Annotated in this window: 20 protein-coding genes and 1 pseudogene; 17 read left to right on the top strand and 4 right to left on the bottom strand. The window is 52.3% G+C overall.

Annotated features, from left to right (window positions below):
* Positions 1–106: 106 nt before the first annotated feature.
* The 6 genes from panS to I6L53_RS01405 all read left to right on the top strand — a co-directional run bounded on the left by panS (position 107) and on the right by I6L53_RS01405 (position 5,705).
* Complete coding sequence (panS, locus tag I6L53_RS01430) at positions 107–1,045, top strand: ketopantoate/pantoate/pantothenate transporter PanS (RefSeq protein WP_042321017.1); 939 nt, start codon at positions 107–109, stop codon at positions 1,043–1,045.
* Between the two features lie 243 nt (positions 1,046–1,288).
* Positions 1,289–2,875, top strand: coding sequence for a PTS sugar transporter (locus tag I6L53_RS01425; RefSeq protein WP_042321015.1), 1,587 nt, complete (start codon positions 1,289–1,291; stop codon positions 2,873–2,875).
* Positions 2,876–2,902: 27 nt separating this feature from the next.
* Positions 2,903–3,745 carry a beta/alpha barrel domain-containing protein gene (locus I6L53_RS01420; protein ID WP_042321012.1) on the top strand — a complete coding sequence of 281 codons (843 nt, stop codon included), beginning with the start codon at positions 2,903–2,905 and terminating at the stop codon, positions 3,743–3,745.
* Positions 3,746–3,760: 15 nt separating this feature from the next.
* The gene (locus I6L53_RS01415; protein ID WP_042321009.1) at positions 3,761–4,624 is read left to right on the top strand and encodes a Cof-type HAD-IIB family hydrolase; all 864 of its coding nucleotides are present in this window, start codon (positions 3,761–3,763) and stop codon (positions 4,622–4,624) included.
* Positions 4,611–5,369 (top strand): DeoR/GlpR family DNA-binding transcription regulator, encoded by a 759-nt coding sequence (locus I6L53_RS01410; RefSeq protein ID WP_042321005.1) that lies wholly within the window; start codon positions 4,611–4,613, stop codon positions 5,367–5,369. Before I6L53_RS01415 ends, I6L53_RS01410 begins: the two co-directional genes overlap by 14 nt.
* A gap of 63 nt (positions 5,370–5,432) precedes the next feature.
* A complete protein-coding gene (locus I6L53_RS01405; RefSeq protein ID WP_042321003.1) occupies positions 5,433–5,705 on the top strand; it encodes a YjbD family protein in 273 nt (90 codons plus the stop codon).
* Here I6L53_RS01405 and rluF read toward each other — a convergent pair.
* Positions 5,702–6,580 (bottom strand): 23S rRNA pseudouridine(2604) synthase RluF, encoded by an 879-nt coding sequence (gene rluF, locus I6L53_RS01400; RefSeq protein ID WP_042321001.1) that lies wholly within the window; start codon positions 6,578–6,580, stop codon positions 5,702–5,704. The genes I6L53_RS01405 and rluF overlap by 4 nt on opposite strands.
* A 343-nt stretch (positions 6,581–6,923) precedes the next feature.
* Between rluF and I6L53_RS01395 the strand changes: the two genes are divergently transcribed.
* The 9 genes from I6L53_RS01395 to I6L53_RS01355 all read left to right on the top strand — a co-directional run bounded on the left by I6L53_RS01395 (position 6,924) and on the right by I6L53_RS01355 (position 15,471).
* Entirely contained in the window at positions 6,924–7,877 is a 954-nt protein-coding gene (locus I6L53_RS01395) for a sugar-binding transcriptional regulator (protein ID WP_042320998.1), read from the top strand.
* A gap of 70 nt (positions 7,878–7,947) precedes the next feature.
* Positions 7,948–8,754, top strand: a complete 807-nt coding sequence (locus I6L53_RS01390; protein WP_042320996.1) for an SDR family oxidoreductase — start codon at positions 7,948–7,950, stop codon at positions 8,752–8,754.
* Between the two features lie 9 nt (positions 8,755–8,763).
* Complete coding sequence (locus tag I6L53_RS01385) at positions 8,764–9,171, top strand: mannose/fructose/sorbose PTS transporter subunit IIA (RefSeq protein ID WP_042320995.1); 408 nt, start codon at positions 8,764–8,766, stop codon at positions 9,169–9,171.
* Positions 9,171–9,665, top strand: a complete 495-nt coding sequence (locus tag I6L53_RS01380; RefSeq protein WP_042320993.1) for a PTS sugar transporter subunit IIB — start codon at positions 9,171–9,173, stop codon at positions 9,663–9,665. The genes I6L53_RS01385 and I6L53_RS01380 overlap by 1 nt, the downstream gene beginning before the upstream one ends.
* 262 nt (positions 9,666–9,927) lie before the next feature.
* A complete protein-coding gene (locus I6L53_RS01375) occupies positions 9,928–10,725 on the top strand; it encodes a PTS mannose/fructose/sorbose transporter subunit IIC (protein WP_042320991.1) in 798 nt (265 codons plus the stop codon).
* An 11-nt stretch (positions 10,726–10,736) separates the two neighbouring features.
* Positions 10,737–11,561 (top strand): PTS system mannose/fructose/sorbose family transporter subunit IID, encoded by an 825-nt coding sequence (locus tag I6L53_RS01370; protein WP_042320988.1) that lies wholly within the window; start codon positions 10,737–10,739, stop codon positions 11,559–11,561.
* Between the two features lie 54 nt (positions 11,562–11,615).
* A complete protein-coding gene (sorE, locus tag I6L53_RS01365; RefSeq protein ID WP_042320986.1) occupies positions 11,616–12,836 on the top strand; it encodes an L-sorbose 1-phosphate reductase in 1,221 nt (406 codons plus the stop codon).
* Between the two features lies 1 nt (position 12,837).
* On the top strand, positions 12,838–13,650 hold the full coding sequence (locus I6L53_RS01360; RefSeq protein WP_042320983.1) for a shikimate 5-dehydrogenase: 813 nt from the start codon (positions 12,838–12,840) through the stop codon (positions 13,648–13,650).
* Positions 13,651–14,562: 912 nt separating this feature from the next.
* Positions 14,563–15,471, top strand: coding sequence for an SDR family oxidoreductase (locus I6L53_RS01355; protein ID WP_042320980.1), 909 nt, complete (start codon positions 14,563–14,565; stop codon positions 15,469–15,471).
* A 97-nt stretch (positions 15,472–15,568) separates the two neighbouring features.
* Here the strand turns inward: I6L53_RS01355 and I6L53_RS01350 are convergent, their stop codons facing one another.
* Together I6L53_RS01350 and I6L53_RS01345 are read right to left on the bottom strand one after the other, a co-directional pair.
* A complete protein-coding gene (locus tag I6L53_RS01350; RefSeq protein WP_042320979.1) occupies positions 15,569–18,403 on the bottom strand; it encodes an autotransporter outer membrane beta-barrel domain-containing protein in 2,835 nt (944 codons plus the stop codon).
* A 105-nt stretch (positions 18,404–18,508) separates the two neighbouring features.
* Complete coding sequence (locus I6L53_RS01345) at positions 18,509–19,054, bottom strand: hypothetical protein (RefSeq protein ID WP_042320975.1); 546 nt, start codon at positions 19,052–19,054, stop codon at positions 18,509–18,511.
* A 926-nt stretch (positions 19,055–19,980) separates the two neighbouring features.
* Between I6L53_RS01345 and pepE the strand changes: the two genes are divergently transcribed.
* On the top strand, positions 19,981–20,670 hold the full coding sequence (gene pepE / locus I6L53_RS01340; RefSeq protein ID WP_042320974.1) for a dipeptidase PepE: 690 nt from the start codon (positions 19,981–19,983) through the stop codon (positions 20,668–20,670).
* Between the two features lie 101 nt (positions 20,671–20,771).
* Here pepE and I6L53_RS01335 read toward each other — a convergent pair whose 3' ends face one another.
* Positions 20,772–22,403 carry a Na/Pi cotransporter family protein gene (locus I6L53_RS01335; protein WP_042320972.1) on the bottom strand — a complete coding sequence of 544 codons (1,632 nt, stop codon included), beginning with the start codon at positions 22,401–22,403 and terminating at the stop codon, positions 20,772–20,774.
* A gap of 57 nt (positions 22,404–22,460) precedes the next feature.
* Here I6L53_RS01335 and I6L53_RS23730 point away from each other — a divergent pair.
* A pseudogene (locus I6L53_RS23730) lies at positions 22,461–22,538 on the top strand (hypothetical protein); the annotation flags it as partial.
* Between the last annotated feature and the right edge of the window lie 177 nt (positions 22,539–22,715).

Genomic DNA, 22,715 nt, shown 5'->3' with positions numbered 1-22,715 from the left:
ATTTGTTTGAATAATATCCCTTCACGATATAAAAACTAACTATGGTTGGGCTCGATCCCGACCAGTTAATAACAAGCAAACACAACATACGTGCAAGGAAAACAACATGCTCGCCACTCTCACCAGGCTGTTCCCGTTATGGGCGCTGCTGCTCTCGGTTATTACCTATTACACGCCATCCACCTTCATTCCTGTCGGCCCGTGGGTGACGACACTGCTGATGCTGATTATGTTCGGTATGGGCGTGCACCTTAAAGTGGATGATTTTAAACGCGTGCTTTCGCGCCCTGCGCCGGTTGCGGCGGGGATCTTCCTGCACTATCTGGTCATGCCGCTGGCGGCATGGGTACTGGCGCTGGCGTTTAACATGCCGCCGGAGCTCTCCGCCGGGATGGTGCTGGTCGGTAGCGTGGCCAGCGGTACAGCATCTAACGTCATGATCTATCTGGCGAAAGGGGATGTTGCACTCTCGGTAACAATCTCATCGGTTTCCACCCTGGTGGGCGTGGTCGCCACGCCGCTGCTGACACGTTTGTATGTCGATGCGCATATTCAGGTTGATGTGATGGGCATGCTGCTCAGTATTTTGCAGATTGTGGTGATCCCGATTGCCCTGGGTCTGGTGATCCACCACCTGTTCCCGCGCGTGGTGAAAGCGGTTGAGCCTTACCTGCCCGCGTTTTCGATGGTCTGCATTCTGGCGATCATCAGCGCGGTGGTTGCGGGTTCTGCCGCGCATATCGCGTCCGTCGGCTTCGTGGTGATTATCGCGGTGATCCTGCACAACACCATCGGCCTGCTCGGCGGTTACTGGGGCGGGCGTCTGTTTGGCTTTGACGAGTCAACCTGCCGCACCCTGGCAATCGAGGTCGGAATGCAAAACTCAGGTCTCGCCGCCGCGCTGGGTAAAATTTACTTCGGACCGCTCGCTGCGTTGCCTGGCGCGCTGTTCTCCGTCTGGCACAACCTTTCCGGTTCCCTACTGGCCGGCTACTGGTCCGGTAAACCGATTGATGAGCAGCGGAGTGCTGTTAAAGAAAACTAAACACTTGCGAATGGGGGGATTCCCCCCATTTCTTCCCTTCCTTGTTTGAACCTCATCACAAAACAACAAATATCCACACAAAACAAAAACAGAATAAACCTATTTAATTTCAAATCATTAAACAAAAACATTGAGTTTAATGATAACCAACTTCGATCTTTTAATGTTGCTTTATTTTGTTTTGATTGGGAATATGATTCCACTACAACACAGATAACCCCTTACCCTACCTTTGAGGCCGCTATGAAAAAAATTGCGATTATTGGAAGCAGTGGAGGCAACCTCTACAACCTGGGTGGCGCCGAGCCAGAGAAGTTACTCCAGGAGATTTATCAGCAGTGTGAAGCCGCAGGCGTCACCGTTGCTGCCGTGCAGTTCATCGCGGCAGATGCCTCGATGGATGTCGCTAAACCCGACACGCCCGCCTCTGTCTATGCCTTAACCACAGAAAACAACACAAAACCACAACGCATCTTCCAGGGCAAACTCTCCGAGGTGAATGCCTCCGTCGTCGAGAGCGATCGCCAGATAGCCGGAATGATCCGCAGCGGTGAGATCGACGGGATCGTCGTGATGAGCGCCGATCCGGTAAAAGCAAACCAGGCCGTTTTTGATGCCGCGGTGGAGATGAAAACCCCTATCGTCGGCACCGGAGGCACGTCGATGGCACTGGTCGCCGCAAAAGGCGCCAATGTGGTCGCAACTTCAGGCACAACCGGCACCACCAGCCGCACCCGCGCGGTCTCCTTCGTGGCCTCGCTGTGTAAATACTGGGGTATCAAGTACAAGCCCCAGTTGGGCAGCGCGTCGCCTTCACAAGGCGGTTCCGGAAAGAGCCTGCTCAAGCGCTTTAATATTCGCAGCATCATGATTCCCGCGCTGCCGGGCTTTATCGCGATGGCGATCGTACTCGCCCTGAGCCACATTCCCGGGCTGGAAAAACTCAACGATATCTTTGAAATCCTGCTGAAAGGCCTGCCGGTGCTGGTTGCTGTGCTGGCGGCAAAACAAATTTCCGAACTCGATGAAGTTTCTATTGTGGCCGGGGTCGTCGCCGGGGTGCTTTCCGTTGAAGGCGGTCTGATCGGCGGGATTATTGGCGGTGTAATGGCCGGGATTTTTGTGCGCTGGTTATTTGAACTGTGCCTGAACTGGCGCTTCCCGATGACCACCGTCAACATCGTCGCTGGCGGGATTTCGGGTCTGGCTGCCGGCTTGATCATGCACTATCTGCTGAGCCCACTGGCGCTCTCCGCAGGTAACTACATCAAACTGGCTATCGAAAGCACGCTGGCATTCAGTCCGATTCTTGCCGGGCTGCTGGCTGGTCTGGTGATCTGGCCTGCCATTCTGGGCGGCGTCTATCACGCGGTCATCCTGCCGCTGGTTCTGCTGGAGATGGAAAAATCCGGCGTCAGCTTCCTCGGTGCGGTAGACATGGTCGGTCTGGTTATGGTCGCTGCCGGCATCAACCTGGCTAACGTCATTGCGCCACGTGAAAAAAGTGAAGCGGCCGTTGCTACTCCGGGCCTGCTCATCAACCTGGGTTTCGGGACCTTCGTGGAATCCGCCTACCCCTTCATGTTTGCCAACAAAATCGTCTTTGGCTCCGCCATTTTCTGGGCGGGAATGGGCGGCATGATGCTCGGCTTCTTTAATGTCAAAGGGGTGGCCTACGTTCCGGCTTTCGCGTCACCGTTCTTATCCAGCAATGCGCTACAGATGGCGATCGTGATGGCCACCATCATGATCATGACCTGTATCACCACGATCGTTGCAAACCGTTTTAAGGCTGTCGTACAGAGTGAATCTGTCGCGTCCGCCCGTTAATAAATGCACCAACACCAGAGGTACACCATGTTTAAAGGCGATATGAATAAAAAACGCGCCAAAGCGTTACAGAAAGTAAGAGATGCCATCGCACTGCACGGCGGGCAAACCATCCTCAGCACGGGGATCACCGGAGACGATGCGCGGCTGGCGAAAGCGGTCTGCGAGGCTGGCGTGAAGCTGCTGGAGCCGAATCACCCTGCGCTGGCGCTGGCGCGTGGGCACAAGGGGGTGAGCAACATGCACGCGGCGGAGCAAATCCGCCACGAAATCACCAACGGTCAGATGGCTGAAGCGGTACACGGTGTACGTAATGTGGTACCAGACGACATCTTCATCACCGTAGGTATTGCGGGTGGATTTACCGAAACGCTGCCCGTCCCGCTCAGTGAAACGGAGATTCTGGAGATTGCCCGCGCCGGGGCCGACGGTTTACACACCCACAAATCTGACTGGGACGACCTGCAGGATATCGTCAACCTCGCCCATCAGTATGGCCTGACCGTTGATGCCTACATTGGTCATCCGGACGATCTGCATACCTTCGGCATTCCGGCACGCACCCCGGAAGAGGTCGCCAGCGTGGCGAAGCGCATGCAGGAGATCGGTGTCGATATGATTGGCCTGATGACCGGTATGAGCTATGAAGGCGTGGCGGCAGGCGATATCCCGCAGGTGATTAAAGATCGTCTTCGGGCACTGGTTAGCGCGGTAGATGTCCCTACGCTGGCAGAAGGCGGTATTAACCTCGCCAATGCCAAAGCGTTTAAGGACACTGGGGTCAATATTCTGGTCGTCGGCACGGCAATCGACAATATGGTCTGTAATGCCGCCAAAGAGGCTGTGACACCGTTTATCGCGCATGCATAACGACAGAGAATAACAATGCTACTGGTTACCGATCTGGATGGAACATTACTGACGTCGCAGAAGACTATCAGTCCACGCACACGTCAGGCGCTGGTTGAATTTCGTCAGCACGGCGGTCTGCTGGCCGCCTGTTCCGCCAGGCCGGTCTCCTCAATGGCGCGCCTGTTACAACAGCAGCAGGTTGAGACGCTGTTCGGCTGGTGCGCCGGCTTTAATGGCGGACAAATCCTTGAAATGGCACAGCCGCGCATTTTGCATTCTGCCCCGCTCACCCGAATGGATCTCAGAGATATTGACCGACATATTTCGCTGTCCCGCTACCCTCACCATTTTTTCACTGCACAGGCTATTTATCACCGTTACGATCGCCTTATCGCGCCATGGACATCGTATGAGGCCGACTTATTTGAATTACCGCTTATTAACGCCGCACCAGGGAATATTTTTAATCGTCGCGATATATTTAAAATCACGCTGGTGGCAGAACACGACAGGATCGACGATCTGTGTCTGAAAATAAACGGCCTGTTGCCTGATGACTATAAGGCGACAATCACTGGCGGGAATTACATTGATATTCAACGCGGCGAGATTAATAAAGGCTATGCAATAAATGAAATCGCCAGGCAATTAAATCGGCCAGCCGCAGAGATTGCCGCCATTGGCGATCAGCAGAACGACATCAGTATGTTTGCCGTTGCCGGGGTCGGCATCGCAATGGGCAACGCGCCAGATAACGTGAAACGTCAGGCCCATTATGTGACAGCCACGAATGATGATGAGGGTATCGTCTGCGCGCTGGAGTGGTTGCGTTGCTCTGCGCATCCAGTTACCATGCGGCAAAGCTCGACCCAGGCGGAAAATAATGAACCCGATTAAAAGAAGAAAACACATTCTTGATGAATTAAACAAATTCGGTGAAGTGACCGTTATTAAATTATCAGAAACGCTAAACGTGACCTCAGAAACCATTCGCCGCGATCTCTCTTTACTGGAGTCTGAAGGTCAAATCACCAAAATTCACGGTGGTGCAGTCAAAAAACAAGTTGTCCAGGAAGATGCATTTGGCGCAAGAATAGATGCGCATCGCGAAGAAAAAATGGCGATTGGTAAAGTTGCCGCAGGAATGGTTAGCGAGCGCGATACGCTGTTTATTGATTCCTGTACCACGAATCTTATTCTTGCCGAACACTTACCCCCTCTCGCATTTTCCGTTATTACTAATTCCGCATTAATTGCCGATAAAATAAAAGAGCATAATCTCCAGGCGCGTGTCTATGTCTTAGGCGGCGAATATGATTACCATTTCCGCGCCAATCTGGGCGTCTCGGTGTGCCAGCAGATTAACGCGATTCACGCCGATATCTGTTTTATCGGCGCGGGCGGCATTTCACCGCAGCATGGCATACTCGTGAAGAGCTTTGATGAGGCTTACGTTGCCAAAGCAATGATTGCAATGAGTAAAAAATCCGTGATTCTCGCCGACCATACTAAATTTGGTCAGGATGGCGTGATGTGTATCGCCACGCTCAAAGAGATCGATCACGTCATTACGGATAAGGGATTTAAAACAACGGGTTATATACAGCAGGATTTTGCAGGAAAACTGCGTATTGCTGACTGAGCGCTATCCGCCCGTGGCGTATTGCCGTACACTGAAATCACCTGGCAGACAGAGGGCACCCGTATGGCACTCCCCCGCATTACCCAAAAAGAGATGACCGAGCGCGAACAGCGCGAACTGAAGACGCTACTTGATCGCGCCCGCATCGCGCACGGTCGTCAACTGACCAACGCAGAGACCAACAGCGTGAAGAAAGAGTACATTGATAAGCTGATGGTCTTACGCGAAGCCGAGGCAAAAAAAGCCCGCCAGTTGAAGAAAAAGCAGGCTTATAAACCGGATGCGGAAGCCTCTTTTTCCTGGTCCGCAAATACGCCAACGCGAGGCAGGCGTTAACGCCCTTTCTTCTTACGCCCCGGTGCGGTAAAGCGTTTACCGTTTGCCGCCGGGCGTGATTTCTCTTTCTCCGCCGTCTTTTCGATTTTCACCACCGGGCGCTTGATTCCCGCCGTTTTCGGCTTCGCTTTCGCCTTCGGTTTCGCCTCCGAAGTGGAATTTTCGATAAGTTTAAACAGCGTAATTAGCTCATCATCCGTCAGGTCACGCCATTCACCCAGCGGCAGACCGGAGAGGCCAACGTTCATGATGCGCGTACGTTCAAGCTTCGTCACTTCATAACCGAAATGTTCGCACATGCGCCGGATCTGACGGTTCAGCCCCTGGATCAGAGTAATGCGGAATACAAACGGCGCCTCTTTCTTCACCTTACACTTTTTGGTGACGGTGCCCAGAATCGGCACGCCCGCACTCATCCCACGAATAAACTCATCCGTAACCGGTTTGTCGACCGTGACCAGATACTCTTTTTCGTGATCGTTACCGGCCCGCAGGATCTTATTCACCAGATCGCCGTGGTTGGTCAGAAAGATCAGCCCCTGGGAGTCTTTATCCAGACGACCAATCGGGAATACGCGCTTGCTGTGGTTAACAAAATCAACAATGTTGTCACGTTCGCTGTCTTCAGTGGTGCTTACGATCCCCACCGGCTTGTTCAGCGCGATAAAGACCAAATCCTCTGCTTCACGCGGCTCAATCAACCGACCATTCACCTTCACGACGTCGCCAGGCATTACCTGGTCGCCAATGGTGGCGCGTTTGCCATTGATGAAGACGTTCCCTTGCTCGATGAAGCGATCCGCTTCGCGACGCGAGCAGATTCCGCTTTCACTGATGTATTTGTTGAGTCGAATGGATGATGAGTCGGGCAGCATAATTTCTCCTTTGAATGCGGAATATACCCTACCTTGCTGGCGATAAAAAATAATCGTGCAGAATGACCTCAACGCTATTTGTGATCCGCCACACCTTTCAACACAAAAGTGTTGCCGATCTTTGCGTGCAATTTTGTTGAGTGAAAATCAACAGAATCAAGATATTAGGATTTCCTGCACATCTGTGCCAACAACGATCACCCCTCACATCATATGTGCAACACAAACCGCCAGCTCAGGACGTGGAAAGAAGAGAAAATCGCTTTGAACTCCCGCTGTTATCAGGTTATATCAGATCAAGAAGGCTGGTTCGTGATTTGCACAAATGTGCAGGAGTCTACAGATGGCGACGGAAAACAGTGATGATATCCGCCTGATCGTAAAAATAGCGCAGCTCTATTACGAACAGGATATGACACAAGCGCAGATCGCCCGTGAACTGGGGATTTATCGCACGACTATCAGCCGCCTGCTGAAACGCGGTCGCGAACAGGGCATCGTCACCATTGCCATCAACTACGACTACAACGAAAACCTGTGGCTGGAACAGCAGCTCAAACAACGATTCGGCCTCAAAGAGGCGGTGGTGATCACCTGCGATAACGAGCAGGAAGAGGAACAACTCGCGATGATGGGCGTGCATGGCGCACAGCTGCTGGAACGTTTACTGGAGCCCGGCGACATCATTGGTTTTTCCTGGGGACGCGCGGTATGCGCGCTGGTCGAGGGATTGTCGCCGGCCAGTCAGGCACGTCAGTTGATTTGTGTGCCGATCATCGGCGGGCCGTCCGGTAAGCTTGAGAGCCGCTATCACGTCAATACGCTGACCTACGGCGCAGCGGCAAAGCTGAAAGGAGAATCACACCTTGCCGATTTCCCTGCATTGCTGGAAAACCCATTGATTCGTAACGGTATCATGCAGTCCCAGCACTTTAAGTCGATTTCTGCCTACTGGGAGAATCTGGATGTTGCACTGGTGGGCATCGGTTCTCCGGCAATTCGCGACGGCGCAAACTGGCACGCATTTTACGGAAGCGAAGAGAGTGACGACCTGCACGCCCGCCAGGTTGCCGGAGACATTTGCTCGCGCTTTTACGATATCAACGGCGTAACGGTGGAGACCACTATGAGCGAAAAAACACTCTCCATCGAAACCAACAAATTAAAACAAGCGCGTTATTCCATCGGCATCGCAATGGGTGAAGAGAAACTAAGCGGTATTCTCGGCGCATTGCGGGGAAAATATATCAACGGTTTAGTCACTAACAGCCATACCGCTGAATTATTGTTGAAGTAGATATATTCATATTGATCCTGACGTAATTTATTTTATGCAGGATCCCCTTCTCTGAAATTGGGAGTTAATTATGCAAACGTGGTTAAATCTACAGGATAAAGTCATTATTGTCACCGGCGGCGCATCCGGAATTGGCTTAGCTATTGTCGAAGAATTATTAGCACAAGGTGCGAATGTCCAAATGGCGGATATTCACGGTGGTGCAGCAAAAAATGAAGGCAGCAATAACTACCACTTCTGGCCAACGGATATTTCCAGCGCTAAAGAGGTTCATCACACCGTGGATGAAATTATTCAGCGCTTTGGTCGAATTGACGGTCTGGTTAATAATGCCGGCGTTAACTTTCCCCGCCTGCTGGTGGATGAAAAAGCCCCGGCTGGAAAATATGAATTAAACGAAGCCGCGTTTGAAAAAATGGTCAATATCAACCAGAAAGGCGTGTTCTTAATGTCACAAGCGGTAGCGCGCCAGATGGTGAAACAGCGTAACGGCGTCATCGTTAACGTCTCTTCTGAAAGCGGGCTGGAAGGATCAGAAGGCCAGAGCTGCTATGCCGCAACGAAGGCGGCACTGAATAGCTTCACCCGTTCCTGGTCAAAAGAGCTGGGTAAACACGGTATTCGCGTGGTCGGAATTGCCCCCGGGATTCTGGAAAAAACCGGACTGCGCACGCCGGAATATGAAGAGGCGCTGGCCTGGACCCGCAATATCACCGTTGATCAACTGCGCGAAGGCTATAGCAAGAACGCCATTCCGATTGGTCGCTCTGGACGTCTGACCGAAGTCGCTGATTTTGTTTGTTATCTTCTGTCAGAACGTGCCAGCTACATTACCGGAGTAACCACTAACATTGCGGGCGGAAAAACGCGCGGCTAAGGAGGCGTTATGGTTAATGCAATCTTCTGTGCTCACGGCAAACTGGCCTGCGCCATGCTGGAATCGGTGCAGATGGTCTACGGTGACGCCAACGTCGAGGCGGTGGCGTTTGTCCCCGGCGAGAACGTCAGCGACATCATTACAAAGCTAGAAAAGTTAGTAAGCACTCACACTAATGATGAATGGCTGATAGCCGTCGACCTGCAGTGCGGCAGTCCCTGGAACGCTGCAGCATCGCTGGCGATGCGCAATCCGGACATCCGGGTGATCAGCGGACTTTCCCTGCCGCTGGCGCTGGAACTGGTGGATAACCAGAGCAGTATGAATGTGGATGAACTGTGCGAACACCTGACGACCATTGCCCAACAAACCTGCGTGGTCTGGCAGCATCTGGAAACGACCGAAGAGGATTTCTGATGAATATTACCCTTGCCCGTATTGATGACCGCCTGATCCACGGTCAGGTCACCACCGTCTGGTCGAAGGTGGCGAATGCCCAGCGGATTATTATCTGTAATGACGAGGTTTATAACGATGAAGTCCGCCGGACATTATTACGTCAGGCCGCCCCGCCGGGGATGAAGGTCAACGTGGTGAATATCGAAAAAGCCGTCGCGGTTTATCATAATCCGCAGTATCAGAACGAAACGGTTTTTTATTTATTTACTCGTCCACAGGATGCGCTGGCGATGGTCAAACAGGGCGTGAAAATTGCCACCTTAAATATTGGCGGCATGGCCTGGCGACCGGGTAAAAAACAATTAACCAAAGCCGTATCCTTAGATGACGATGATATTAATGCGTTTCGTGAACTGGATAAATTTGGCGTTACCCTGGATTTGCGCGTGGTCGCCTCCGATCCATCCATTAATATTCTCGAAAAAATAAAAGAACTGTCGTTCGCTGAATAAATAAAAGCGCCTGTATTTATACACACAGTCATTCTGGATGCATCGCGGCGACAAATGAGCGAATCCCCTGGAGCATAGATAACTATGTGACTGGGGTGAGTCACAAATCTGTCGGGAACAGATTTGAACGTTGCGAAGCGACGGCCCGTCAGGGCGAGTCTCATGGATGAGACGAGTAATGCCGCCAACAAAGAGGCAGCCTGAATGACGACGTGTAAATGCTTTAACAGGCAGGGATGTTCACACTTTAAGGTGACCCATTATGGAAATCAGTACCCTACAAATTATCGCCATATTTATATTTTCCTGTATTGCCGGGATGGGCAGCGTGCTGGATGAATTTCAGACTCACCGCCCGCTCATTGCCTGTACGGTTATCGGCCTGATCCTCGGTGATTTAAAAACCGGGGTGATGCTCGGCGGGACGCTGGAGCTGATCGCGCTTGGCTGGATGAACGTCGGTGCCGCGCAGTCTCCGGACTCTGCGCTCGCCAGTATTATCTCCGCCATTCTGGTGATCGTCGGCCAGCAGAGCATCGCGACCGGTATCGCTATCGCGCTGCCGGTGGCGGCGGCAGGCCAGGTCCTGACCGTCTTCGCCCGGACTATCACCGTCGTGTTCCAGCATGCGGCGGATAAGGCCGCAGAAGAGGCGCGTTTTCGCACCATCGATATCCTCCACGTCTCCGCGCTGGGCGTCCAGGCGCTACGCGTCGCCATCCCGGCGTTGATTGTTTCGCTGTTTGTCAGTGCCGATATGGTCAGCAATATGCTGAACGCCATCCCGGAGTTCGTCACTCGCGGCCTGCAAATTGCCGGTGGTTTTATCGTGGTGGTCGGCTACGCCATGGTGCTGCGCATGATGGGCGTGAAGTACCTGATGCCCTTCTTCTTCCTCGGCTTTATCGCCGGTGGTTACCTCGACCTGAGCCTGCTGGCCTTTGGTGGCGTCGGCGCGATTATTGCGCTGGTCTACATCCAGTTGAACCCGCAGTGGCGCAAAGCCGAGCCGCAGGCGCAAGCCGCCTCCTCTACCGCCCTTGACCAGCTTGATGACTAACGGAGCCCATCATGGAACAGAAAAAACTGACCAAATCTGACCTGTTTAGCATGTTTGTTCGCTCCAACCTGCAGCAGGCGTCTTTCAACTTTGAACGTATTCATGGATTGGGCTTTTGCTACGACATGATCCCCGCCATCAAGCGCCTGTACCCGCTGAAAGAAGATCAGGTGGCGGCCCTCAAGCGTCACCTGGTGTTCTTCAACACCACACCTGCGGTGTGCGGCCCGGTGATTGGGGTGACTGCCGCCATGGAAGAGGCGCGCGCAAATGGGGCGGAGATTGACGATGGCGCCATCAACGGCATCAAAGTCGGCCTGATGGGGCCGCTGGCGGGCGTCGGTGACCCGCTAGTCTGGGGCACGCTGCGACCGATTACCGCCGCGCTCGGCGCGTCGCTGGCGTTGTCCGGCAATGTGCTAGGCCCGCTGTTGTTCTTCTTTATTTTCAACGCGGTCCGTCTGGCGATGAAGTGGTATGGCCTGCAAATTGGCTTCAACAAAGGGGTCAACATCGTCAGTGATATGGGTGGCAACCTGCTGCAAAAACTGACCGAAGGCGCATCGATTCTCGGCCTGTTCGTGATGGGGGTGCTGGTCACCAAATGGACCAGCATCAACGTGCCGCTGGTGGTTTCGCAAACCCCTGACGCTAACGGCGGCACCGTCACCATGACCGTACAGAACATCCTTGACCAGCTCTGTCCCGGCCTGCTGGCGCTGGGCCTGACGATGCTGATGGTACGTCTGCTCAACAAGAAAATTAACCCGGTATGGCTGATCTTCGCCCTGTTTGGTCTGGGGATTATCGGTAACGCTCTGGGCTTCCTGTCCTGATTTTTTTCGCCCCGGCGATAAGCCGGGGCTATCGCTCAACATGAGGTGGAATATATGTTAACGACAGCTCTGCGCCTTTATGGCAAACGCGATCTGCGCCTGGAAACGTTCGAACTTCCCGAGATGCAGGACGATGAAATTCTGGCAACCGTGGTCACCGACAGCCTGTGCCTCTCCTCCTGGAAAGAGGCCAGTCAGGGAGAGGATCATAAAAAGGTGCCAGACGATGTAGCGACCCACCCGATCATCATCGGCCACGAGTTCTGCGGCGATATTATCGCCGTCGGTAAAAAGTGGCAGCACAAGTTTCAGCCCGGCCAGCGCTATGTGATCCAGGCGAACCTGCAACTGGCGGATCGCCCGGATTGCCCCGGCTACTCCTTCCCGTGGGTGGGCGGCGAAGCCACGCACGTCGTGATCCCCAATGTGGTAATGGAGCAAGACTGCCTGCTGGCTTATGAAGGCGAGACCTACTTTGAAGGTTCGCTGGTCGAGCCGCTCTCCTGCGTGATCGGCGCGTTCAACGCTAACTATCACCTTCAGGAAGGCAGCTATAACCACAACATGGGGATTCGCCCGCAGGGTCGCACGCTGATCCTCGGCGGGACGGGACCGATGGGGCTGCTGGCGATCGACTATGCGCTGCATGGCCCAGTCAACCCGGCGCTACTGGTGGTGACCGATACCAACCACGATAAACTCAGCTATGCCCGTAAACACTATCCTTCTGAACCGCAAACGTTGATTCACTACCTGCATGCGCAGGATGCCGCGTACGACACGCTGATGGCGCTGAGCAGCGGTCACGGTTTTGATGATATTTTTGTTTTCGTACCGAACGAACAACTGGTCACCCTGGCCTCTTCCCTGCTCGCCCCCGATGGCTGCATGAACTTCTTTGCCGGCCCGCAGGATAAACAGTTCAGCGCACCGATCAATTTCTACGACGTGCATTACGCTTTCACTCACTATGTGGGCACCTCGGGGGGAAATACGGACGACATGCGCGCGGCGGTCAAACTGATTGAAGAGAAGAAAGTGCAGGCCGCCAAAGTGGTCACACACATTCTTGGGCTGAATGCGGCAGGTGAAACCACGCTGGAACTGCCGAAAGTGGGCGGCGGTAAAAAGCTGGTCTATACCGGGAAAGCATTACCGTTAACCGCCCTCAACCAAATTGACGATCCCGCACTGTGCGCTATTCTGGAACGCCATCACGGGATTTGGTCTAAGGAAGCCGAACAGTATTTACTGTCGCATGCCGAGGAGATTTAACATGATTAACCGCGACACCCAGTTGTGCATGTCGCTTGCCGGTCGGCCCGGCAACTTTGGGACCCGCTTTCATAACTATCTCTATGAAAAGCTGGGCTTAAATTTCATCTACAAAGCATTCACCACTCAGGACATTGAAGCCGCGGTGAAAGGGGTTCGCGCGTTAGGTATTCGCGGCTGCGCGGTCTCAATGCCGTTCAAAGAGAGCTGCATGCCGTTTCTTGACGCAGTCGATCCGTCGGCGAAAGTCATTGATTCCGTCAATACCATCGTCAATGACGACGGCAGACTAACAGGCTACAACACCGACTACATCGCGGTAAAAAGCCTGATTACCCGCCACCAGCTCGACACCGCTGCGCGGGTAATGATTCGCGGCAGCGGTGGGATGGGCAAAGCGGTGATTGCCGCCTTTCGCGACGCGGGTTTTCGCGATGTGATCGTCGCCGCTCGCAACCGGGACAGCGGCCCGGCGTTGGCAAAACAGTATGGCTTTCAGTGGCAGCCGCTGCCGGAAGGCATTGCCTGTGACATTCTGGTTAACGTCACGCCCGTTGGCATGGCCGGCGGTAAAGAGAGCGATGAACTGGCGTACAGCGAAGCCATGGTTGCCAGCGCCAGCGTGGTGTTCGATGTCGTCGCCCTGCCGCCGGAAACCCCGGTGATTAGGCTGGCGCAGAAGCGGGGTAAAAAGACCATCAGCGGCGCAGAAGTGATTGCGTTGCAGGCCGTCGAGCAGTTCGCGATGTACACCGGCGTGCGCCCGGATGACGCCCTGATTGTTGAAGCCGCGGAATTTGCCCGGGCCGGGTAAGAAGGGCTAAAAGAGCGCCAATGGGCGCTCTTTTTTATCTCAACCTTCACGCAATTCGATGCGCGGCGGTAATTGAAACCACTTCTGAATTCGGTCAACGCGTACCGCTGAGGGGGCATTTTTGTGTCCAGACGGCCGTTGATACCGATCCTTTGCCTGGAAAAATACAAACATAACGGCGAGGTTAGCGGTAGCCAGAGAAAACGTAAAAATACCCGATATTGAAGAAAGTTGATTTTTCTGAAGCTCGAGGAGGTTTTTAATAAAGTGGGATGGGTTGTTTTACTCTGTATTATCGCCCTGGCATTGGCCGTTAATTTCTGGCGATTCTAATGGAAAAAATTCTGTCAGACAAAGCCACTGTTTTTTTAGTAAGTTGAATGATATCTCCGTACGACATAAACCTGAAAGCCGATGTGTAACGCATCGACAATCGTTTTTACCTTCATAAAATTTATGCTGAGATTTAATTAAAAAAGGAATCTGAAATTAATCATCAGGAACGATCAGATTGACAACTGCCGCTGTGGCTGCGCGGACCACCTTACGGCCAGCTTCAGATGCTTTATCCCGGTCTTCAGCTAAATACTGTCACAGTTAAGAAGGTAACGTTAGTGACTTTCTGTGTTTAGTCAAATTTGATATCGGAACGCAACCTGATGTGTTGCGTTAAATTTCAACACATTAAAAAAACATCCGTCTCGCTTATTATTTGGTTAATTTATTCCCGAACAAAACTAACGCCCTGACTTGTCTGAAAATGAAAACCTCACGATAAAACCAGGATAAATCTCATCACTCCTGTCATAACACAAGGGACAATTTACCGATGAAATCATTATTAATGCACAAGTCTTAAATTTTGTTCTACGCTTATTATTTCGTACCAATGAAATAATGAGAGGTGATTGAATGGCTGACGAAAATAATGGGAAATCTGAAATACATAAAAACAATTCAGCACGTTTTCCCACTCCGCCTTTTCCACACCAAAAACAACCTTTTCCGGGGCTTGCCGGGAAAATGCAACCACTTCCCGATCATGGTGAAGAAAGCTATCAGGGACGCGGTCGGCTTACCGGTAAGAAAGCGTTAATTACCGGCGGGGATTCCGGTATTGGTCGGGCGGTGGCAATTGCTTATGCCCGCGAAGGGGCGGATGTGGCAATCAATTATCTGCCCCATGAAGAAGAAGATGCTCGCGAGGTCGTCGCCCTGATCAAACAAGCTGGAAGACAAGTCGTGGCACTTCCTGGCGATATCCGCGATGAATCTTTTTGCCAGCAACTGGTCAGCCAGGCAGCAGAGTCCTTAGGCGGGCTTGATATTCTGGTTAACAACGCCGGGCGCCAGCAATTCTGTGAGTCGATCGAAGATCTCACCTCAGAGGCGTTTGACGCCACCTTTAAAACGAATGTCTACGCCATGTTCTGGATTACGAAAGCGGCCATCCCCCACTTTCAGGCGGGTAGCGTCATTATCAATACTTCCTCGGTGCAGGCCTATGAGCCGAGTGAGATCCTGCTGGACTATGCGCAGACTAAGGCGGCGATCGTTGCTTTTACGAAATCGCTGGCAAAACAGCTGGCGTCGAAAGGGATCCGGGTAAATGCCGTTGCTCCCGGCCCTTACTGGACAGCTTTGCAATGTTGTGGAGGTCAGCCACAGGAGAAAATCGAGCAATTTGGTGCTAATGCGCCGCTCGGACGTCCTGGTCAGCCCGTTGAGATTGCTCCATTGTATGTCACCCTGGCTTCTGCGGAGAACAGCTATACCTCCGGGCAGGTCTGGTGTTCTGACGGCGGTACCGGGACGTTATAATCCTCGGGCTGCATGCCCTAATAGCACAGATAAGTTCTTTTCAAATAAAAAAGCCCGCCCAGGCTGCGCGGGCTTTTTTAACGCTTAATCAGAACCATCAGAAACTATAGCGAATGCCCAGTTGGCCACTATAAGGCGTCTCGATATGTTGGCCTTTTTCGTAGCTAACCTCTCCCCAGGCGGACCACCGATCGTTCAGTTTTGCTGTCATCCCCAGGCCGTATTTACCGCTTGTACCAGACAGATCATTTGTAAACTTCTCGGTGTGGTTAATAACGACATCATTGTTCTTCATAAACTCATGACGAACTGCCAGTCTCGCGTAAGGCTGTATCATTGTCCCATCCGCCAACGCCACATTCTTACCGAAGGTTAACCCCGTTTCCCCTTTCAGAGACTGGGTCTTGTCCGCTTTAACCGACATGCCGCTGTCGAGTTTATAATGGGTCCTGTCTCCCATAAACCACGATGCCTGAATGTACGGCTCTACAAACCAGCTCTCCAGCGCAATATGCTTCCCGGCTTCGACAGACAGGCCCCCACCCACGGTATTATCTTTCGCATGTGTGCGTCCCCCGTTGAAGTAAGGGTTATTCTCAGTGCGGAAATAGTTGGATTTCAACACACCATCAACGTAATAACCGCTGTTGTGTAACCAGGTCGTATACAGCCCGATGCCATAACTGTCGGCTTTGCCATTTGTGCTGGATGCGTCAAGATCCGCACGCGTATAAGAAGCCATACTGCCAACAATTAATGCACTATTTTCCAACTCAAAACGCGTGTCACCGCCGAACATCACGCCATTCACATCCTGGCGGTAACCTACGTGCTCTGTGGATACGCGGTACCGGCTACTGATATATTTACCCCATACGCCATTTTCATGGTCACGCATCTGACGAATTTCACCGAGACGTGTCCGCAGCGTGGTCAGCTCAGCGTCCCATAAGGTGGGGGTCACATTCGCCATGGCAATCACCGCTTTAGCGCTTTCTGATAAATCCGGTTTTACTTCTGGTTCTGGATTCGGGGAAGGGCCTGGATCAGGATCGGGGCCTGGTTCTGGCGTATTCGCTTGTGGCGACAGATACCAGTTGTCTTTGTCGCTGTCAGCGCCATGCACCAGATAGTATTTATATGCACCAAGATCGACGCTGCCGTTTGTCATCGCAAACGTATCGCCCGCGCTCCCGTTGGCATAAATCAGATGGTAAGGCGCAGCAGTGCGAGTGCGTAACTCACTTCCTGAATCCTGCACTGTGACGTTAAATTGCCCGCTGACAGATTCAGAAACGTTCAGAAAATCGCCCATGCCACCGGATAAATTGGTGTTCATGACGAAAGTACCGTTCCCCTCAAGCGTGGTGAGCTCCAGACGGTTAAACTGTCCCGCAGTGTGCCCCTCCGATGAGCTGAAATTGACCACGCCATTGTTCGCTAAGGCTTTAATCGTCGCGACGGATTCGGCGGTGTCAGCATTGTGTTTCAGGTAGAGAACCGCAGAGGGGTTTTGTAAGTCCACGGCAGCAGCCCAGGCTCCTTTGCCCAGATTTCCTGTCCAGTCATGTACGCTCCCTCCTTCCATCGTCAGAGAACCCTCTTCTACCGTCAGCGCGTCAGTTGAATAACCGCCATAGGCAATCAGGCTGCTCCCGCCATTGCGAAGCGTTGTGTTCGAAATATGTCCCAGCGCGAGAACCTCCTGGCGTCCACCATCAATGACCGTGTTACTGGCTTCACCGTACCAGGCGAGCTGCTGGAGGCCTCCGGCATGAACGGTTGTATTGGTCGCGTTGGCGCGAATCCCCCCCGTCCAGCCTTCCTGTTCAACCCAGCGTCCACCGGACCAACCGCCTTTCTGACCATTAACCAGTTGTGTGCCGTAGACTTGCGTCCCGTCTGCATTACCGGTCTGAATTCGTTGCAACCCTCCCGCATGAATGGTGGCGTCCTTCGCCTGTTGTCCATTGACGCGCACTGTAGAATTGCTGTCGGAAATCCAGTCTCCTCCACTCCATTGACCGTCTACACCAGTGATCACCTGTGTACCATAAACCTGCGCATTTTCTGAAATTCCGGAGGTAATCGTTTGTCGCGCGCCCGCATACACCGTGGTATCCCGGTCAGCGACGTATTCCGCACCTTTTCCGCTATAAACCTGCTGGAATGCGCCGTTATACAGGAATGTGTCCAGAGCCAGCCCGCTGGCAAGCTGATAGCTGCCCGCGCCAATATGAGAGTTTTTCGCGGTCCCGCTATAAATGATCTGCTGGCCGCCATTTTGCACAATCGTATCTTCAACCAACGCGGTGCTGGTGACAGAGAGCACCTGCGTGCCGCCATCAATGAGGTTCGCCTGGGCATAGCCGCGCCCCCCTACGGTCTGCCTTCCGCCAGTTTTCACCACGGTGTCATAGGCTTCTGAATCGCCATTCAGCGTAAGGGCGCCGTTATTCTCTACCAGTGTATGGAAGGCCTTACCATCGTTATTCAGTTGTAAAACACCCGTTTCAATATTCCCTTTACTATTGGTGTATTCGCCTTTAATCGTAGTATTCACCGCTTCAGAGCCCGCAGCTTCATAAATACCGTCACCGATATTAAGCTGAACGGAATTTAACGTGTTGTTGTAACTGTACGACTCATTTAATAACGTCACGACCTGTTTGGAATATGCAGGGTTAAGCAGGATGATTTCCTGGTTCGCAATGTATTTTTTGTCTTTGATGGAGAAAGTGGAATAACCTTTTTCCCACGTTTCTTTCACCCAATCCCAGTGATTGGTATAGTCCGGATTCGACGTCAGGTCGCCCGGCATCGTAGTCGTTTGCACGGGGGGGTAAGGCGTAGGGAGAGTTTCTGCCGCCGCAAGCGGATACGCTGTTAAGCATAATGCGGGGAAAAAAGCATGGTAAAAGACGCGTTTCATATCTAAATCCATAGTTAATAAAGTCCATATTTGACGAGCACTTCTCTGCGGCTTATGAAAAGTTCATGGGCCGAAGAAAAGAAAACTGATTTTTGAGCGTGTTATTCAGTTTGGAATAAGCAGGTGTTCGAGCTTCTTGACTTTAAATTTACGAGCAACAGCGGTTTTCCATCCTTGCAAGGTGGAATAGGCGCGGCAATGTTTCTCCTGTAAATAACTCATACTTCCGCCTTCAAGATAATGTCGCAGAAGCAAAACATCTCTTGAGGAGAGTCGACAGGCTGGTCCCGGGAATGACCACACGATTTGACGCCCCATCGCGACAGTGTCCAGACCGCGAATGATATCGTTAACAGAACAACGCGATTCAAAGATTGCGCTAACAGCCTGGCATTTCAGGTGCCAGAAAAAAGCCAGTGGCATGAGTCGTTGGCTGGAAATGATGATCAACTGATAACCACTCTTACTCAATTGAGAGAATGATCGAAAGAAATTCTTTAATGTATAGTTATTAAGGTGAATAAACAGATAGCCTGAGCCGGAATGAGAATTAATCAATTTTCTGGCCAGAACGGAGATTCCCCTGGAAAAATAAAAATCATTTTCAGGCCAACTGGCGATATGGCACGTCTTTATATATTCCTTTGTCATACAGATTACGCTCCCTATATCATGGACAGCCCGTTCATTTATTCTTAGTAGGGAGTCTGTTATCCGGCGAGATTATTTATTCTGACATAGTCCGGCACACCCACTCTGCTGCTGTCGGTATAATATTGATTCAACCAAAATAGTACATGAGCAATATTGATTGTCAAACCTGATCGATAAAACAAAATTAATAGATAAAGACTATTACTACAGAAATATCGATCGTTGTAATCGATCTTTTTTTCGGAATTTACCTTACTGATTGTAAGTAAAACAAAAAGATACATAAATTTAAATTTTTGGTAAAATTCCTATATTTCAGCAAGTTACAAAAAACCACACGTTTCAAATGAAATATTTTGTTACATAAATATGAAAATTGCTTGCCTGACCCCATCCAGTGCGATACTGCCCCCTCGGATGCCTGGTCGGGGCTTCAGAAGGGATGAGCGTTCGCTGTATGCCTTTTTTACTTAACGTCAGTCTTTTCCAGGTTAAGTCTATGACAGAGCCGCATTTTTACTGCCTTGCCAAATAGATCATTGTCTAAATTTTAAAATAAGAACCCCTTTCAACCTTCAGGATTATTGAATAAAAACATCGATAAAATAAATATAAAACTGCCAAAATCTATTCTGTATTTGCCATGCTAAAAATAATTATCATTTTCAGACTTAAATATTGAAAAATGCCTCACACGGTTTAATACGTCTATCGCACCTGTTTCATCGTAAATTAGCGAGAAAATCTTCCGCCAGTGAATACCGGTCAGCGCTGATAAATGCGTCTGGAAGGGGGATAACCGGTAAAATGCCATTTTGCCTTTCCGCAATCTCTGTCCAACATCGTGAGCCATGTCAGTAAGGCGCTACACTGTCAGTGGTACATTACCGCGTTTTGTAATTTTCTGATTTCACGGAGAAATGATGGAACTGCTTTTATTAAGTAACTCGACGCTGCCGGGTAAAGGCTGGATGGAACACGCGCTACCGCTGATTGCGGAACAGTTGAATGGCCGCCGTTCGGCGGTGTTTATTCCGTTCGCAGGCGTAACGCAGACCTGGGATGAGTACACGGAAAAAACGGCAGCGATCTTCGCCCCGATGGGCGTCAGAGTGGTGGGCATTCACAGCGTCGCCGATCCGCTGGCGGCAATTGAAAATGCGGAAGTGGTGATTGTCGGTGGAGGGAATACCTTCCAGTTGCTGAAAGAGAGCCGCGAACGCGGATTGCTGGCACCGATGGTTGACGTGGTTAAACGCGGTGCACTGTACATCGGCTGGAGCGCGGGCGCGAACCTCGCCTGCCAGACCATTCGCACCACCAACGACATGCCGATTGTCGATCCGAAAGGTTTTGATGCGCTGGGCCTGTTCCCGCTGCAGATTAACCCGCATTTCACTAACGCGCTGCCGGAAGGCCATAAAGGCGAAACGCGTGAACAGCGTATTCGAGAACTACTGGTTGTCGCGCCAGAACTGACGGTGATCGGTCTGCCGGAAGGAAACTGGATTAAAGTGAGCAAAGGCCAGGCGGTGCTTGGCGGTCCGAACACGACGTATGTGTTTGAAGCCGGGAAAGACGCGGTTGCCATTGAAGCAGGCCACTGCTTTTAACCGACGTTGCCGGATGGCGGCGTAAACGCCTTATCCGGCCTACAGATTGCGCGCATTGTAGGCCGGATAAACGCCACGCTTATCCGGCATTCATTTTCCGATCAGTAATCATCCCGCTCGTCGTCTTCGTCCGGCTGTTCCAGCACGCTGTAAGCCACGGAACAGAACAGCGAGTTCAGACGCTGCATATCGCCCAGTAACCCCAGGTGCAGGGAACTGGTTTCGATGCTTTGTACGTTCTGCTGATGCAGACGGTCTACGTGCGCATGCGAGTAACGACGGTTCAGGATCCGGAAACGATGTTTGCTACGACGCAACCGGCGAGCACTGGTCACGTCGCCGGAAAAGAACACCGACATCGCCAGCTGCAGGTTGCTGAGCAGTTGGTCATAGAGCGCATCCAGCTCTTTTAACCCCTCAATCGAAAACGCCCGCCGCGCCGCCAGCGATTTGTCGGCAATTTCGCTCCCCATGCGCTCCACAATATCTGACGCCTGTTCAAGGTTGAGCGACATCTCGATGATCTCTGCCCAGCGGCGCGACTCCTCCTCCGCCAGTTCCTCTTTCGGCATCCGCGCCAGGTATAGCTTAATGGCGGTGTAGAGCACGTTAATATCATCCGCCATTTTACGCAGCTCTTTCTCTTCGCGTGGCTCGCCGTGCATTACCTTTTTCAGCCCTTCCATCATCTGTTCCATCGCATCACCAATACGCAGCGCCTCACGGGCGGCATTGGCCAGCGCAAGGGTCGGCGTATCCAGCGCGCTAACGTCAAGGTGCTTCGGCTTGAGGTGTGCATCCAGCTCTGGCTCGTCACGGATGATGCGCTTACAGAAGCGCGCCATCGGCTCGGCGAAGGGAATCATCGCCAGGCAACGCACCAGGTTGTAGAAGACGTGGAAATAGATCACCAGTTCAGCTTTTGGCAGCGGCAGTTGATCCATCAGATTCGCCAGCGGATGAACAAACGGCAGAATAATCAGGCTGCCCACCAGCTTGAACAGCAAACTGCCGAGCGCTACGCGCCGCGCGGCGGCATTAGCCGCGCTGTTGTTGAGCATCGCCAGCAGGCCGGAGCCGAGGTTGGCGCCAATCACCAGACACAGCGCCACCGGGAAGGAGATGATCCCTGCCGCCGTCAGGGTGGCCGTTAACAGTACCGCCGCCAGGCTGGAATAACTGATTATCGCGAACATCGCGCCAATTAGCGCATCCAGCATGATATCGCCGGTCAGCGAGGCGAAAATCACCTGCACGCCGTTGGCCTGCGTCATGGGCGTGACGGCCTGCACAATCAGCTCCAGCGCCAGCAGGATCAGGCCAAGGCCGATCCCCACTCGCCCCAGTTGTCCGGCGCGTGACTGTTTACGGCCGAGGAAGAAGATCACGCCGATAAAAATCAGCAGCGGCGACAACCATGATAAATCGAAGGTGAGGATACGCGCCATCAGCGCGGTCCCCACGTCAGCGCCGAGTACAATCACCAACGCAGGCGTCAGCGCGACAAGATCCTGAGCGACGAACGAGGTTACCAGCATGGTGGTGGCGTTACTGCTCTGTACCAGCGCGGTGACGCCAATCCCCGCGCAGAAGGCGAGCGGTTTCTTTTCAACGCTACGGCTCAGAATGGTACGCAGGCGAGCGCCAAACACCCGCATGACGCCAGTACGCACAATATGAGTACCCCAGACCAGCAGGGCGACAGCAGAAAGCAGGTGGAGCAAAGTTAACACGGAATCAGGTACTCCTTATTGTTATAGGTTCCCGGGACTCATGGCGCCAGCATCATGCCTGATGACGCTGCGCTTATCAGGCCTACAAATAAGCCCGGTAGGCCGGATAAGGCGCATACGCCGCCATCCGGCAAGTAACGTTCATGAGCCTTCTTCCAGTATAAGGGTTTAAACGCAAGAAAGAGACAGGGGGCCCGGCAAGCCCCCTGTTAGTTGTAAGGAAAGATGACAGTTTCGTGACATCCTGTCGGCGATTTCCCACTCACTTCATGCCGAACGTGAGTGATACCACCATAGGGATCCCACTTTCCC

It is taken from the genome of Citrobacter farmeri (assembly GCF_019048065.1).
GTDB lineage: Bacteria > Pseudomonadota > Gammaproteobacteria > Enterobacterales > Enterobacteriaceae > Citrobacter_A > Citrobacter_A farmeri.
This window is presented reverse-complemented; position numbering and strand designations above follow the sequence as displayed.